This is a genomic window from Streptomyces venezuelae, assembly GCF_008642315.1.
Taxonomy (GTDB): Bacteria; Actinomycetota; Actinomycetes; order Streptomycetales; family Streptomycetaceae; genus Streptomyces; species Streptomyces venezuelae_D.
This window is the reverse complement of record NZ_CP029192.1, coordinates 4,193,751-4,207,975: the sequence shown is the minus strand read 5'-3', so window position 1 is coordinate 4,207,975 and position 14,225 is coordinate 4,193,751. Positions and strand designations below refer to the sequence as shown.

Below are 14,225 nucleotides of genomic sequence, written 5' to 3'. Positions count from 1 at the left end.
AGGCTGGGAGCCGTTCACTGCCGTCTTGAGCCGTTATTGAGGTGAAGGGAGCGTCATCGTGGGGCTGCACAAGGTGTCCGACGGGACCCGTCAGGCGTACGACGACATCTACAGCACACCGATCAGCGCGCGGAAGCTGGCCGCGTACCGCGTCCCCGAGCACAGCTCGGACCCCCGCGCGGTGGCGGCGATGGTCGAGGACGAGCTGGCGCTCGACGGCAACTCGTCGCAGAACCTCGCCACGTTCTGCACGACGTGGGCGGAGCCCGAGGTGCACCGCCTCATGGACGTCTGCATGGACAAGAACATGGTCGACAAGGACGAGTACCCGCAGACCGCGGAGATCGAGTCCCGCTGCGTCCACATGCTCGCCGACCTGTGGAACTCCCCGGACGGCGAGACCACGATGGGCTGCTCCACCACCGGTTCCAGCGAGGCGGCCATGCTCGGCGGGCTCGCCCTCAAGTGGCGCTGGCGCGAGGCGCGCAGGGCGGCGGGCAAGCCGGCCGACCGGCCCAACCTCGTCTGCGGCCCGGTACAGGTGTGCTGGGAGAAGTTCGCCCGCTACTTCGACGTGGAGCTGCGCCAGGTCCCGCTGGAGCCGGGCGCGACGGGCCTGCGCCCGCACCAGCTCCGCGAGTACGTCGACGAGAACACCATCGGCGTCGTCGCGATCCTCGGCGTCACCTTCACCTGCGACTACGAACCCGTCGCCGAGATCGCCGCCGAGCTCGACGCGATCCAGGCGGACACCGGCCTCGACGTGCCGGTCCACGTGGACGCGGCCAGCGGCGGCTTCGTCGCGCCCTTCCTGCAGCCGGACCTGGTCTGGGACTTCCGTGTGGACCGGGTCGTCTCCATCAACGCCTCGGGCCACAAGTACGGGATGGCGCCGCTCGGCGTCGGCTGGATCGTCTGGCGCACGGCCGACCACCTCCCCGAGGACCTGGTCTTCCGCGTCGACTACCTCGGCGGCGACATGCCCACCTTCGCCCTCAACTTCTCCCGGCCCGGCGGCGAGATCGTCGCGCAGTACTACACGCTGCTGCGGCTCGGCCGCGAGGGCTACCGCAAGGTGTACGAGGCGTGCGCGGCCAGCGCGCGGGCGCTGGCCGACGAGGTCGCGGCCATGGGCCCCTTCACGCTCCTCTACGACGGCCGCGGCGCCCTGCCCGCCGTCTCCTGGACGCTCACCGACGGCGCGGCAGCCGCAGGGTTCACCCTCTACGACCTCACGGAACAGCTGCGCACCCGCGGTTGGCAGGTCCCCGCCTACCCGCTGCCGCCCGAGCGGCAGGAGACCGTGATCCAGCGGGTCCTGGTCAGGCACGGCATCGGACACGACAAGATCATGCTGCTCGCCAAGGACCTGCGGGCCGCCGTGGACCGGCTGTCCGGCGGGTCGACGGGGGCACCGGAGTCACCCGCGTTCCACCACTGATCCCCGCATCGTCGCGCACCGCCCGCACGACAGGAGCGCGTCACAGCGTGCGTCTCAGAAGTGCATCATCGCCATCAGCTCGGGACTGCGCAGGCCGGCCGACATCTCGGGGAGGCGCTGCCCCGGCCGCATCCAGCCCGCGCGCTCGGCGGCCGCGACGGCCGCCGCCTCGGCCTCGTCCGCCGCGGTGTTCAGGGCCTCGTCCACGCCGAGGCCCGCACGCCCCGCGGCGGCCGACGCGGCCTGCGACGCGCCGAGCGCGGCACGGCAGGCGGCGACGGCGGTCTCGCTCTCGCCGTCGTGCAGCTGTCCCATCTGCGCGGCCTGGGCCGCGGCCGCCGCCGCGTTGCGCGCGCAGCGCGAGTCCGCCGCCGGGTCCGGTGCGGACTCGGAGAGCACGGCGAGGGCCTGGAGGGATACGCGGGCGGCGTGCGTGGCCTTCCAGACGACGTGTTCCGGCGCCTCGTGCCGTTCGACGTGGTGGCAGACCGAGGCGGCGCGGAGGGCCGCGCTCTTGGCGCGTGCGGCGTGGCTGCGTTCCGTCATGGCCGTCTCCCTGTCCGCGGGCGGTTCGTGCCGGATGAGCGGCAGGGTGACAGGTCGGGCTCCAACTGACCAGACGTACGACGGCAGTGCGCGGGAACCCCGTGGGGTCAGACGAACAGCCCCAGCGCGTCGTCCAGCGACCACACCTGCCAGCTCATCGCGAAGAAGGCGACGAACGAGGCAAGCGCCATCATGAGGTTCTGCCCCTGCTCGGCCCAGTCGTGGATCATCAGGACGAGGTAGACCAGGTTGAGGACGAACCCGCAGATCAGCGCGATCGGGGTGAGGAAGCCGACGATCAGGCCGAGGCCCAGGGCGAGTTCGGCGTAGGCGACGACGTACGCCATCACGCGCGGCCGCGGCTTCACCACCACGTTGAACCCCTCGCGCACCGCGGACCACCGGTGCTTCTCGGCGATGCCCGCGGCCCATCCGATGCCGCCGCCGCCGAACCACGTCTTCTTGTCCTTGTGGCGCCAGCTCTCCAGCCACCACAGGCCGATCCCGATCCGGAGTACGGCCACCCACTCGGCTCCGCCGAGCCAGATCGTCTGCATCGCGCGTCCTCCCAAGCCAACCTGACGGGGCGTCAGTTCAGCGGATCGGACGGAAACGCGCAAGGGGTCGAGTTGCGGGCGGACGCTTGCCGCCGGAGGGGTGAGGCCATAACCTCGATCCGAAAGCAAATCTGATGGAGCGTCAGATTTAGGGTGTGGAAACCGGCAGGCAGCGGCAGCAGTAGGGGGCACAACAGTGGTCAGCAGCGAGGACGGCACCAAGGAACTCCCCCGGGTCATCAGCGTGGACGACCACGTGATCGAGCCCGCACACCTCTTCGAGATATGGCTCCCCGCCAAGTACCGCGACCGGGGGCCCAAGCCCTTCACCGCGGGCATCGGCGAGCTGGAGTACATCGGCGGCAAGTACCGGTTCACGACGGACCCGGCGGGACAGATCACCGACTGGTGGGAGTACGAGGGCAGCATCTTCCCGTACAAGCGCATCATCGCCGCCGTCGGCTTCTCGCGCGACGAGATGACGCTCGACGGCATCACCCGCGAACAGATGCGCAAGGGCTGCTGGGACCCCAAGGCCCGCCTCGCGGACATGGACCTCAACCACGTCGAGGCGTCCCTCTGCTTCCCGACCTTCCCCCGCTTCTGCGGCCAGACCTTCTCCGAGGCCAAGGACAAGGAGGTCGGTCTCGCCTGCGTCCGCGCCTACAACGACTGGATGGTCGAGGAGTGGTGCGGCGACAGCGGCGGCCGGCTGATCCCGCTCTGCCTGATCCCCCTCTGGGACGTGGACCTCGCCGTCACCGAGATCAAACGCAACGCCGCGCGCGGGGTGCGGGCCGTCACGTTCAGCGAGATCCCGACGTACCTGGGCCTGCCGTCGATCCACTCCGGGTACTGGGACCCGTTCTTCGCGGCCTGCGAGGAGACCGGGACCGTCGTGAACATGCACATCGGCTCGTCGTCGCAGATGCCCGCCGCCTCCCCGGACGCGCCGCCCGCGGTCCAGGCCTCGCTCTCCTTCAACAACGCGATGGCGTCGATGATGGACTTCCTCTTCAGCGGCGTCCTGGTGAAGTTCCCGCGGCTCAAACTCGCGTACAGCGAAGGCCAGATGGGCTGGATCCCGTACGCCCTGGAGCGCGCCGACGACGTGTGGGAGGAGCACCGGGCCTGGGGCGGCGTGAAGGACCTGATCCCGGAGCCCCCGTCCACGTACTACTACCGGCAGATCTTCTGCTGCTTCTTCCGCGACAAGCACGGCATCGAGGCGATCGAGACCGTCGGCGTCGACAACGCCACCTTCGAGACCGACTACCCGCACGTCGACTCCACATGGCCGCACACCAAGGAGGTCGCCGCCGAGCACGTCGGCCACCTCCCGGAGGAGACGGCGTACAAGCTACTGCGCGGCAACGCGATCCGCATGCTGGACCTGCCGTTCGACCGGGCCGGGAGGTAGGGGACGGGGGAGGGGCGGATACGGTTCATTCGACCGCGACAGAGACCGCCGCGGAGGCGCGCGACGGAGAGGCGACCGAATGAGCACCCCCCCTGTGGAGCTTTCGCAGCTCTCGAAGCTTCCGCAGCTCTCGCAGACGATGGTCACGCTCGGGCGGCGGTACGTGCGTGACGCCCCCGGCACCGTCGGCAAGGCGGCGCTGGCCTCCCGGTTCCTGAACGCCCGCCTCAAGGAGCACCCTCGCCGCCGGGTCGTCGCCGACCGGTACGGCCACCGGTTCGCCGTCGACACCCAGGACCTCATCCAGCGCTACGTGTACCTCTTCGGCGCCTGGGAGCCGCACATGACGCGGTGGCTGCGCGGGCGCCTCGGCCCCGGGGACGTCTTCGTCGACGTCGGCGCGAACGTGGGCTACTTCGCCGTCCTGGGGGCCGGGCTCGTGGGCCCGGAGGGGCGGGTCGTGGCGGTCGAGGCGTCGACCGCGTTCCACGAGCGCGTGCTGCTGCACGCGGAGCTGAACGGATGCACCAACATCCGCGCGGTCAACGCCGCCGTCTCGGACGCGCACAAGCGGCTCACGTTCATCCTCGCCAGCTCCCACAACATGGGCGCGAACAGCATCGTCCCGTACGACGGGCCCGCCGAGTCCACGTTCGAGTCGGACGCCTCGCCGCTGCCCGAGCTCCTGGAGTCCGACGAGCTCGCCCGCGCGCGCGTGATCAAGATCGACGTGGAGGGGGCGGAGGGCGGTGTCGTCCGGGGACTCGCCCCCGTGCTCGGCGACCTCCGCGAGGACGTGGAGATCGCCGTGGAGGTGACGCCGGACCGCATGGAGCAACTCGGCGACTCCGTGGACGAGCTGATGAGGACGATGACCGAGGCGGGCTTCCACGCGTACCGGCTGATCAACGAGTACGCCCCCGAGACCTACCCGGCCGCGATCCGCCGCCCGGCACCTCCGGTGCGGTGGCGCGAGCCGATCACAGAGGAAACGGAGCTGGTCTTCTCAAGGGTGAACGCGGAATCCCTGTAACCCACACACCGAGCCCACGCTCCGGGCTCCTACACGCACTGCCCGGTGCGGGGTGAACGGGTGGGTGGGCGGGTGCGATCCGCCGCGAAGCGGCGGTCCAGGTTCGGCCCCACGCGAGGGGAGCGAGCCCACGCCCCGGGTTCCTACGGTCACTGCCCGGTGCGGGGTGCACGGGTGGGTGGGCGGGTGTGATCCGCCGCGAAGCGGCGGTCCAGGTTCCGCCCCACCCGCGGGAGCGAGCCCACGACCCGGCGGGTCAGGACAGCCCCCCCCCGAGCGGGGTCAGCCGACCTTCGGCGGGTACTCCCACCGCAACGCGCAGAGCGATCGCACCCGCTCCGCCACCACAGCCATCCGCGCACCCCGCTCCCCCGCATCGGTATGCGCGCTCTGACCGGTCGCCTGGCCCTCCCACTTGCGATAGAGGAGCCCCACCTCGGACGAGAACCACCCGCGCGCGACGGAGTTGAGCGCGAGCAGCAGACCCGTGTCCTCCGAGGCGGGCAGCGCCATCCAGCCGCCCAGGGCGACGAGCAGCTCGCGGCGGACGAAGAGCGTCGCGGGGTGGACCGGCGCCCGGTAGTCGTGCTCCGACCAGTGGTCGACGACCGTCATGCGCTCGACGGGACCGTGCTCGGGATCGCCGGGGAAGCCGACCGTGGAGCCGTCGGGCAGCAGGTCGAGCACGCGTGACGTGGCCCAGCCGATCGCCGGATCCCCTTCGAGCGCCGCGAGATCGCGGGCCAGCGCGCCGGGGGCGAGCTGGTCGTCGGCGTCCAGGACCTTCACGTACTCCCCGTCGGCGTGCGCGAGCGCCATCGTCCGCGCGACGCCGGGACCGCCGGGCCGCCCCTGCCGGAAGGTGACGCGCTCGTCGTCGGGGACGTGCGGCGCGACCTGGTCGGTGCTGCCGTCCTCCTGGACGACCCAGCGCCACTCCCACCCCTCGGGGAGCTCCTGCGCGAGCAGCGACGCGTACGCGTCGGAGAGGAAGGGGGCCGACGGCGCGTGGACGGCGGTGACGATGATGATGCGCCGGGGCACGGCACTCACCACCTTTCCAGGGGAGTGGTGAAGACGGCTTCCGTGCGGTCGCCGGGCAGGGTGATGTGGGCGACCTCGACGACGCGGCCCTGTGTGTCGTACGACGTCTTGCGGAGCAGCAGCACCGACGTGCCGGGCGGCAGCTCCAGTTCGGCGGCCTCCTCCGGCGTCGGCGGCCGGGCGGTGAGGCGCTCCTCGACGCGGTCGAGCTCGATGCCGACGGTGGACAGCTGGTTCTGCGTGCCGCCGGGCCACGGCTCCTTGGCGTCGTCCAGCAGGTCCGGGTTCGTGGCGACGTGGTCGCGGACCAGGTAGGAGGTGGCCAGGTTGAAGGGGGCGTTCTCGGAGGCGTAGCGCGTCCGGTAGGAACGTTCGATCAGGGGTGTCCCCTCCGGGACGGCGAAGGCGGATGCGAGGTGTTCGTCCGCGCGGATCTCGCGGTACGCCGCGTGGAACACGAGATCCTGGAGTTCGAGGCCGGTGTCGTGCTCGGTGGCGCCGGTGCGCGCCCTGCGCTGTTCCGGGCGGCGCACGCGGTTCTTCTCCCACTGGTGGCGGGAGTTGTCGCGGACGACGCCGGCGCGGGGCCTGCGGACGAAGTTGCCGCGCCCGTGCTCCTTCTCGATCAGCCCTTCCTCCCGCAGGAGGCGGAGCGCGTCGCGGAGCGTCGGGACGCTGCGCCGGTACTGCTCGGCGAGCTTCGTCTCGGCGGGCAGCCGTTCTCCCGGCCGCAGCAGGCCCGCGCGGATGGAGCGGCGGATGTCGTCCGCTATCTGCTCGTATGCCTTCGGCATCGCGCTCACCATCCGTCGTCGGGGGCCGGCCCACACCCTACGACTCCTAAAGAGGAGCTGACGACTGACGCGGAAAGTTTCCCTACGAAACGATCTCGTGCCTAAAAGGTAAAAGCGTCGACGGAAATGGAAGGGCCCGATCGCTGGCGACGGGGGATGCACCAGCGATCGGGCTCTGTTCCAACAGTAACAAGGTCGAATGGATAGTGGGAGTCAACTCCGCGAATAAAGTATGGAGTTGTGATCGGGATCACGTACCCGCCTGAACGGTCGAGAAGGCAGGCCGGGTGCCCGAACGGGCAGGGCTCTGGCCGAAAAGGCGCGGCTGCGGGGTGGAAACGGGCCGTCCGTTACTCTTCGCGCGCGGCGCTCCGTTACTCGTCCCGCAGTGGCCCGTTACTCGTCGCACGGCGGCTCGTACGAGAGACGGGGCAGATACTCATCCCATTTCTCCCGCGTGAGAACACCCCGAGTGGTCGAGCAAATACGGTTAACGGCTTCCTCGGTGTCCAAGTTCCACAACCGGACGGTATCCGTGCCGCTCGCCACCCCCAGCATGTCGCTCTGCGGGCTGAACGACAGGAAGCTGCCCATCTTGGTGTTGGGGCTCATCGACTGCCCGATGGGGGAGGTGTCGGTGGGGTCGGCGACGTTCCAGAGCCGGACGGTGTTGTCGTTGCCGCCCGTCGCCAGGGTGTGGCCGTCCTTGCTGAACGTCAGCGACACGACCGCGTCGGTGTGGCCCGCGAGGGAGGCGTCGAGCCGGACCGGTTCGCGCGGGTCGCCGATGTCCCAGAGCCGCACCGTGCCGTCGTCGCTGCCGCTGGCCAGCGTGCGGCCGTCGGGGCTGTAGACGACGATGTTGACGGGACCCTGGTGACCCTTGAGGGGCGCCTGGAAGGGCACGGCCCGCCGCGGATCGGTCACGTTCCACAGCCGTACGGTGCCGTCCGCGCTGCCACTGACCAGCGTGCGCCGGTCCTTGCCGAACGTGAGGGAGTTGACGTACCCCTGATGGCCGGTCAGCGGCTCGCCCAGCCTGCGCGGGCGGGCGGGAGAGCTGACGTCCCAGAGCTGGATGGTGCGGTCGGTGTACGGAGTCGCCAGCGTACGGCCGTCCCTGCTGAAGGCGAGCGCCGCCGCGAACCGGGTCTTCAGCCGGACGGGCGGCCCGTAGGGGACGGGGCGCTTCGGGTCCGCGACGTTCCACAGCTGCACCGCGCGGTTGCCCGTCAGCACGGCGAGCGTACGGCCGTCCGGTGAGAACACCGGCGCCCGGACGTTGCCCTCCCCGGGCCGGAACGGCTTGCCCAGCAGGGTGGGCCGGTCGGGCCGCTCCACGTCCCACAGCCGTACCTTCTCGTCCCGGGAGGCCGTCGCCAGCACCTTCCCGTCGGGCCGGAACGCGCCTATCCGCCCCAGCATGTCCCCCGTCGAGATCGACCAGAGGCGGACCTTGTTGTCGCCGCTCCCGGTGGCGAGGAACCGCCCGTCGGGGCTGAACCCCAACGAGTACATCTCCCCGCTGCTGCCCGAGAGCGACTCGCCGACCTGCGAGGGATGCGACGGGTCGCGGACGTTCCACAGGCTCGCCGTGCTGTCCGCGCTCGCCGCGGCGAGCATGGTGCCCGCCGGGTTGAAGGCCACCGACCACAGCGGACCCGTGTGCCCGGTGAGCGGCGTCCCGAGCGCCGCGCCGTGCTCCGGGTCGGAGACGTCCCAGAGCCGGATGGTGTTGTCGGCGCCGCCGCTCGCGAGGGTGTCGCCGTCGGGGCTGAACGCCACGGAGTGCACGGTGGTCGAGTGACCGCGCAGCACCGTGCCGACGGGCTCGGGCCGGCGCGGGTCGTCCGTCTTCCACAACCGGATGGTGCCGTCGTCCCCGCCGGCCGCGAGAGTCCTCCCGTCATGGCTGAACGCCACCGACCGCACGGCCTCGGTGTGCCCGGTCAGCGTGGCGATCCGTTTCGGCTCGCGCGGCTCGTCCACGTCCCACAGACGGACGGCCTTGTCCTCGTTCGCGGCGGCGAGCGTCTGCCCGTCAGGGCTGAAGGCGAGCAGGTAGATGGCCCCGCCCTGCCCGGTCACGGGGCTGCCGAGAAGCCGCGGATGCCGTGGGTCCCGTACGTTCCACAGCCGGATCGTGCCGTCGTCCGACGCGCTGGCCAGCGTGTTGCCGTCCGGGCTGAACACCGCGGTGCTCACCCAGCTCTTGTGGCCGGTGAGGGGCTTGCCCAGCGGTTCGGGGTGCGTCGGGTCCGAGAGGTCCCACAGCCGTACGGTCCGGTCGTAGCTGGCCGTGGCGAGGAGGCGCCCGTTCGGGCTGAACGAGGTGAGGTAGACGGCGCCCTTGTGGCCGAGGAGCGGGGTGGCGAGCGGCGCGTTCACGATGGAGATCAGCCGGTTCCGGGTGCCCTCGTCGCCGGGGCGCAACCGGTGCGCCACCAGGTCCAGCTGGGCGGACAGGGACGGGTCGGTGTGCTGGGCGCGGTCGGCCTCGGCGACCACCTGCTCGAACACCGCGTCGTCCCGCTGCTGTCGGGCGACGACCGCGGACACGACGGCGACCATCGCGAGGACGACCAGGGTCGCCACCGCGCCCCGGCTGATCCACACCATGCGCCTGCGCAGCCGCGCCGAGGCGGCCAGGAACTCCACGGCTCCCTTGGTGAGGTACGTGTCTCCGGCCGACCGCGCCCACTCCCGGGCCTGTTCGAGCCGAGACCCCCGATAGAGCAGCGAAGAGTCCCGGTCGGAGTCCTCCCAGGACTTCCCGTCCTCCTCCAGACGCTGCCGCAGCAGGTGGTCGTTCCTGTCCTCGTCGATCCACTCCCGCAGGCGCGGCCAGGCGTGCAGCAGCGCTTCGTGGGTGATCTCCACGGTCTCCGCGTCGAGGGTCACCAGCCGGGCGCGGACCAGCGCTTCGAGGGACTCCTCCGTCTTGTGCGGGTCGGTCGACTCCTCGGCCAGCTGCCGACGCGTGCCCCGCCGCCGGGTGGCCTGCGTGTCCTCGCCCAGCCGGACGAGCCGCAGCAGGAGCAGCCTCGCCGCCGTCCGCGCCGCCGGGTCGAGCCCGGACCAGGCGCGCTCGGCGGTCGCCGCGACGGCGCCCTGGATACCGCCCGCCGCCCGGTACCCGGCCAGCGTCAGCCGCCCCGTCTTCCGCCGCTGCCAGGTGGCGAGCAGCGCGTGCGACAACAGCGGCAGCACACCGGCGTCGTGCGCCCCGCGGGGCCCGTCCGTGCTCACCTCCCGCACGATCAGCTCGGCGAGCCCCGGCTCCAGTTCGAGCCCCACGGCCTTGGCCGGCCCGGTCACCGCCTTGCGCAGCTCGGAGGTGGTCAGCGGCCCGAGCACCATGTGCCGGTGCTGGAGCGCGTCCGCCAGCTCGGGATACGCGAGGCACTCCTCGTAGAAGTCGGCACGTATCCCGAGAACGACGAGCGCCGGGGCGTGGGCGGACCCCTCGGCGGGGGAACAGGCGGCGTGCAGGACCGCGACGAAGGCCCGACGGTCGGCTTCGTCGGGGCAGAGGGTGAAGGTCTCCTCGAACTGGTCGACGATGATGACGGGCCGAGCGACGACCCGGTCACCGTCCACGGCCCCCTGGGCGTCGGCGTTCACGGCCCCCTGCACCTCGGGGCTCACGCCCCCCTGCGCCTGCTCGGCGGCGGAACGCTCGCCCCACGCCGTGATGGCCTCCCGCACGCTTCGCGCACACGCACGGGCGCGGTCGTCCGCTTCCGCTTCCTCGTCGCCCTCCCCGGCGGGCAGGACGCGGGCGAGCTCGGGGATGTTCCGGGTGAGCTCGGTCAGGGGGTCGGCGCCGGGCACGAGCTGCAGAACGGGCCCGGCGACCCACGCGCTCCCCGCGTCCCGGGCCAGCGACGCACCCCCCTGAAGGGTCGGCACGAGCCCGGCATTGAGGAGGGAGGACTTCCCCGCGCCGGACGCGCCCACGAGCATGACGAGACCGCCCGACTCGGCGGCGCGGAGCTGGGCGACGAGGGCGTCGGTGCTCCGCTCACGGCCGAAGAACCACTGGGCGTCCTGCTGCCGATAGGAGGCGAGCCCGCGATACGGACAGACACCGGGAACCCCGGAGGGAGATACGGAGCTGCTCCCTCCGCCGCCCTCATCGCTCCCGGCCCGCTCCCCGCTCTCCGGGGTGCCGTCGGGGCCGGCGGCCGCCCGCTCGCCGACGGGATCGGCGACGGCGAGCTCCCAGAGGCGGTGCCACTGGGCCATGTCGTAGAGACCGGGGGACACGGGCGCGGGCCGCTCGCGCCGCGCTTCGGGGATGAGGACGTGGAGCACCGCGGCGAGGGCGGCGAACTGGGCCGGTACGTTCTTGGCCCGTCGCCAGTCACTGATCCGCTGGGCGGACACGCGTACGGGTCGCCCGCGCTCGTCCACCCGCTGGAGGCGGACGACCGCTTCGGCCACACGCTTGAGGGGCGGGTTGCCGGCTTCCTTGTACAGCAGCGCGAGACGCTCCGCGAAGCTTGTGCGTGCCCCTGAGTCGGAACTCAAGGCCTCCACCCCTTACTTCCGCCGCACTTGGTCATCCGGACCGGAAAACTCACTTTATACGGCTGACCTGCGGCGAAGGAGTCCGGACGGATCCGGTGCCTCCTCTGCGGCAGCCGTAACTGGCAGGATCTCGTCGCAGTAGCGAACCAACCACGCAGCGTCCTGGCAGGTCATGGGCTCACTGCTCGCGAGGGCGGCCGACACCACCGATCGTTCTGAGCCTGGCTTGTGCCGGAGTGACGACGGGAGCGCCGTGTGGGCCACGAAGACTTGTGCAGACGGCCATATCCGGACCGCATTCGCATCGAACGCGGATCCGGACTTTCCCTGATCCGCGCCGATACGCGGGAGCACCGCGGGTCGGCGCCGTCCGCGTCGATCGGTGCCGGTCCCCACGAGGGGAGGGACCGGCACCGATACGACGCGGAGAGCACGGCTCTACTCGTCGGCACCCGCGGCGTCCTCGGCGAGCGTATGAGCCACGAGCGCGTTGGCGTGCCCGTGCCCCATCGCGTATTCATCCTTGAGCCGGCCCACGAGCTCCATGTGCTTGCGCAGCGGTGAGGCCCGAATGATTTCCTTCCACTCGGTGACGGGCCGCCCGTACTTCTTCTCGATGGAGGGAAAGTAGGCGGCGGGTCCCTTGGGGGCGGTCCGAGTCATGGCGGAGTCCTCTGCGTAGGCCTGATCATCACGAGCACGACTGATCGTCAGGAGTACAGACGTCCGCCGGGGCGAGAGATCATCGGCCGGGGGGAGTGATCTGCGCCACGAGTCTGTGCCAGAACATCCCTTCTTACCGAGGTCGTATTCCTGATAGCCGTCGGCGCTGCCGTATTCGCCGGATTCGGCGGAAGTCGCCGTCCGGCTCTCCCTTCTCGTAGTGATCCACCCACAGGTCATTGCTCCACCAGCGCAGTCGCGGATGGGGTCTGGGTCGGCATTTCAGGGTGGCGCGGCGTATGCGACTCCTGGCGGGTTTCGCCGAAGAGCCGCGGGTGCACGCGCCGGGCTGCTGCACGGCGACGAGGCCGGATGCCCTGGAGGGCGTGCATCCCGGCAGGGCAGCGCCAACAGAGACGTCGGGGCGAGACGTCCCCGTTGTCGTCCAGGCGATCCGTCGCAGCGTGGGCGGTGGGTGGGGAACAACCCTCAAGCCCGAGCGTGCTCCCTGAGTTCAGTTGCGACGGGCCGCGATGCGGTCCGGCGTCGGCCAGCGCACGTCGTATACCCAGCCGAGGCGTTCGAGCAGACGGATGGCGGCGGCGGACGGGTCGATCTGCCCGCGGTCCACGCCGTGGCGGGCGCTGGTGGGGTCGGCGTGGTGGAGGTTGTGCCAGCTTTCGCCGAAGGAGAGCAGGGCCAGCGGCCACAGGTTGGTGGCTCGGTCGTGGCGCCGGGTGCGGAACGGGCGCCGCCCGATCACATGGCACAGGGAGTTGACGCTCCAGGTCACGTGGTGGAGCAGGGCGATGCGCACGAGGCCCGCCCACAGCAGGGCGGTCGTGGCGTGGACCCAGGTGCCGCCGATCGCCCAGCCGAGGGCGAAGGGGAGGGCCAGGGTGAGGACACACAGGGCCGGGAAGGCCCGGGAGACGGCACGGATGTCGCGGTCGGCGAGCAGGTCGGGGGCGTAGCGCTCGACGGGGGTGGGGTCGTTGCGGAACAGCCAGCCGACATGGGAGTGGGCAAGACCGCGCAACTGGCCGCGCAGGTGCGTGCCGTAGCGGTAGGGGGAGTGCGGGTCGCCGGGGCGGTCGGTGAAGGCGTGATGGCGGCGGTGAGTGGCGACCCAGCCGATGACGTCGCCCTGGAAACTCATCGACCCGGCCACCGCGAGGGCGATCCGCAAGGGCCGGGCGGCCCGGTACCCGCCGTGGGTCAGGCCGCGGTGGAAACCGACCGTGACCCCGAGCCCCGTGACGACGTACAGGGAAAGGGCGAGCAGCACGTCAGTGGAGTGGATGAGACGTCCCCACAGCCACCAGCCGACCAGGCCGAGCGCGAGGAACGGCAGGACGACGATCACCGCGGTCACTGTCACGTACAGCCGATCGCCGCCGCTGCGCTCGGGCGGCGGGTGGTCGCCGGTGGGGAAGGGGGCCGTGCCGTCGTACGTGTGGGATGTGGTGGTCTCGTGCGGCGGGGCTGGGTCCCGGGGGAGAGGGGTTGAACGTAGGGTCGACATGCAAGGCTCCTCGACCTCGGTCTGAAAGAGGTGGCCGGGGTCCGGGGCCAGGGGATCGGTGGTGCGGCGGTCCGGAGATCAGTCCGTTTCGCCGACGTGGGTGCGCCGTGCTTGTGAGCGGCTTCCGGCGAGCCAGGACGGCGCTGCCCGGCCGGGCACTTGGGTGAGCAGGGTGTCCACGGTCAGGTGGAGCCGGGTGCCGCCCCCTGCGGTGCCCGTGGGGTAGCTGCGGGGCTCGTCGCAGACGAAGAACCGGCTGAGGAACTGTGCGACCTGCCGTGCCGCGTCGGGATCGGCGGCGATGAGGCGGACCTCGACGTGCCCGTCGGCCGACTGTTCCTCGCGGCGCGGCCCGGCCGGGCCCCGCCGCGCTGCCGTATGCCCGGTCATGCCCTTCGGCCCTTCGCGGCTCGGTTGGTCCTGCGCCGCGGGCGGGAACGCCCGCGGCCACCGTCCCGGTGGTCGCGGCGGGCACGGACGGCGGACGGCGCGGTGCCGTCGGGTCGCGGCCGTGTGAGGCCGTGGGCGTCACGGCGCCCGGGAAGACGACGGCCGTACCGGTGCGGTGCGATCCGTTCGGAGTGCTGGGGGTCGAGGAGGTGGATCACGAATGCTCCCAGAGCGATCATCGCGAGTGTGACGGTGGCGGTGATGCCGGTGTCCATGGCC

Annotated in this window: 12 protein-coding genes; 3 read left to right on the top strand and 9 right to left on the bottom strand. The window is 71.3% G+C overall.

Annotated elements, in window-relative coordinates; translation table 11 throughout:
* Window positions 1-58: 58 nt before the first annotated feature.
* Window positions 59-1,441 carry a glutamate decarboxylase gene (locus tag DEJ48_RS18045; RefSeq protein ID WP_150217181.1) on the top strand — a complete coding sequence of 461 codons (1,383 nt, stop codon included), beginning with the start codon at window positions 59-61 and terminating at the stop codon, window positions 1,439-1,441.
* A 54-nt stretch (window positions 1,442-1,495) separates the two neighbouring features.
* Here the strand turns inward: DEJ48_RS18045 and DEJ48_RS18040 are convergent, their stop codons facing one another.
* Together DEJ48_RS18040 and DEJ48_RS18035 are read right to left on the bottom strand one after the other, a co-directional pair.
* Window positions 1,496-1,987, bottom strand: coding sequence for a hypothetical protein (locus tag DEJ48_RS18040; RefSeq protein ID WP_150217180.1), 492 nt, complete (start codon window positions 1,985-1,987; stop codon window positions 1,496-1,498).
* 107 nt (window positions 1,988-2,094) lie between these two features.
* Window positions 2,095-2,544, bottom strand: a complete 450-nt coding sequence (locus DEJ48_RS18035; protein WP_150217179.1) for a DoxX family membrane protein — start codon at window positions 2,542-2,544, stop codon at window positions 2,095-2,097.
* A 196-nt stretch (window positions 2,545-2,740) separates the two neighbouring features.
* On the opposite strand from DEJ48_RS18035, the gene DEJ48_RS18030 reads away from it, so the two are divergent.
* Both DEJ48_RS18030 and DEJ48_RS18025 read left to right on the top strand, forming a co-directional pair.
* Window positions 2,741-3,964 (top strand): amidohydrolase family protein, encoded by a 1,224-nt coding sequence (locus tag DEJ48_RS18030; RefSeq protein WP_150217178.1) that lies wholly within the window; start codon window positions 2,741-2,743, stop codon window positions 3,962-3,964.
* Window positions 3,965-4,103: 139 nt separating this feature from the next.
* On the top strand, window positions 4,104-4,997 hold the full coding sequence (locus DEJ48_RS18025; protein WP_150221245.1) for an FkbM family methyltransferase: 894 nt from the start codon (window positions 4,104-4,106) through the stop codon (window positions 4,995-4,997).
* A gap of 282 nt (window positions 4,998-5,279) precedes the next feature.
* Here the strand turns inward: DEJ48_RS18025 and DEJ48_RS18020 are convergent, their stop codons facing one another.
* The 7 genes from DEJ48_RS18020 to DEJ48_RS17990 form a co-directional block, all read right to left on the bottom strand.
* On the bottom strand, window positions 5,280-6,041 hold the full coding sequence (locus DEJ48_RS18020) for a glycosyltransferase family 2 protein (protein ID WP_150217177.1): 762 nt from the start codon (window positions 6,039-6,041) through the stop codon (window positions 5,280-5,282).
* 5 nt (window positions 6,042-6,046) lie between these two features.
* Window positions 6,047-6,835, bottom strand: coding sequence for a GntR family transcriptional regulator (locus tag DEJ48_RS18015; RefSeq protein ID WP_150217176.1), 789 nt, complete (start codon window positions 6,833-6,835; stop codon window positions 6,047-6,049).
* A 396-nt stretch (window positions 6,836-7,231) separates the two neighbouring features.
* Complete coding sequence (locus tag DEJ48_RS18010; protein WP_150217175.1) at window positions 7,232-11,377, bottom strand: WD40 repeat domain-containing protein; 4,146 nt, start codon at window positions 11,375-11,377, stop codon at window positions 7,232-7,234.
* Between the two features lie 429 nt (window positions 11,378-11,806).
* On the bottom strand, window positions 11,807-12,031 hold the full coding sequence (locus DEJ48_RS18005; protein ID WP_150217174.1) for a DUF4287 domain-containing protein: 225 nt from the start codon (window positions 12,029-12,031) through the stop codon (window positions 11,807-11,809).
* Between the two features lie 514 nt (window positions 12,032-12,545).
* Window positions 12,546-13,556 (bottom strand): acyl-CoA desaturase, encoded by a 1,011-nt coding sequence (locus DEJ48_RS18000; protein ID WP_150217173.1) that lies wholly within the window; start codon window positions 13,554-13,556, stop codon window positions 12,546-12,548.
* A gap of 78 nt (window positions 13,557-13,634) precedes the next feature.
* Complete coding sequence (locus DEJ48_RS17995) at window positions 13,635-13,946, bottom strand: hypothetical protein (protein WP_317850921.1); 312 nt, start codon at window positions 13,944-13,946, stop codon at window positions 13,635-13,637.
* A complete protein-coding gene (locus tag DEJ48_RS17990) occupies window positions 13,943-14,221 on the bottom strand; it encodes a hypothetical protein (protein ID WP_150217172.1) in 279 nt (92 codons plus the stop codon). The genes DEJ48_RS17995 and DEJ48_RS17990 overlap by 4 nt, the downstream gene beginning before the upstream one ends.
* Window positions 14,222-14,225: the final 4 nt, after the last annotated feature.

What these genes read in the sequence shown, in the direction of transcription:
- DEJ48_RS18040 (WP_150217180.1), bottom strand. Translation starts at nt 1,987, where the DNA reads ATGACGGAACGCAGCCACGCCGCACGCGCCAAGAGCGCGGCCCTCCGC.
- DEJ48_RS18035 (WP_150217179.1), bottom strand. Translation starts at nt 2,544, where the DNA reads ATGCAGACGATCTGGCTCGGCGGAGCCGAGTGGGTGGCCGTACTCCGG.
- DEJ48_RS18025 (WP_150221245.1), top strand. Translation starts at nt 4,104, where the DNA reads ATGGTCACGCTCGGGCGGCGGTACGTGCGTGACGCCCCCGGCACCGTC.
- DEJ48_RS18015 (WP_150217176.1), bottom strand. Translation starts at nt 6,835, where the DNA reads ATGCCGAAGGCATACGAGCAGATAGCGGACGACATCCGCCGCTCCATC.
- DEJ48_RS18005 (WP_150217174.1), bottom strand. Translation starts at nt 12,031, where the DNA reads ATGACTCGGACCGCCCCCAAGGGACCCGCCGCCTACTTTCCCTCCATC.
- DEJ48_RS18000 (WP_150217173.1), bottom strand. Translation starts at nt 13,556, where the DNA reads ATGTCGACCCTACGTTCAACCCCTCTCCCCCGGGACCCAGCCCCGCCG.
- DEJ48_RS17995 (WP_317850921.1), bottom strand. Translation starts at nt 13,946, where the DNA reads ATGACCGGGCATACGGCAGCGCGGCGGGGCCCGGCCGGGCCGCGCCGC.
- DEJ48_RS17990 (WP_150217172.1), bottom strand. Translation starts at nt 14,221, where the DNA reads ATGGACACCGGCATCACCGCCACCGTCACACTCGCGATGATCGCTCTG.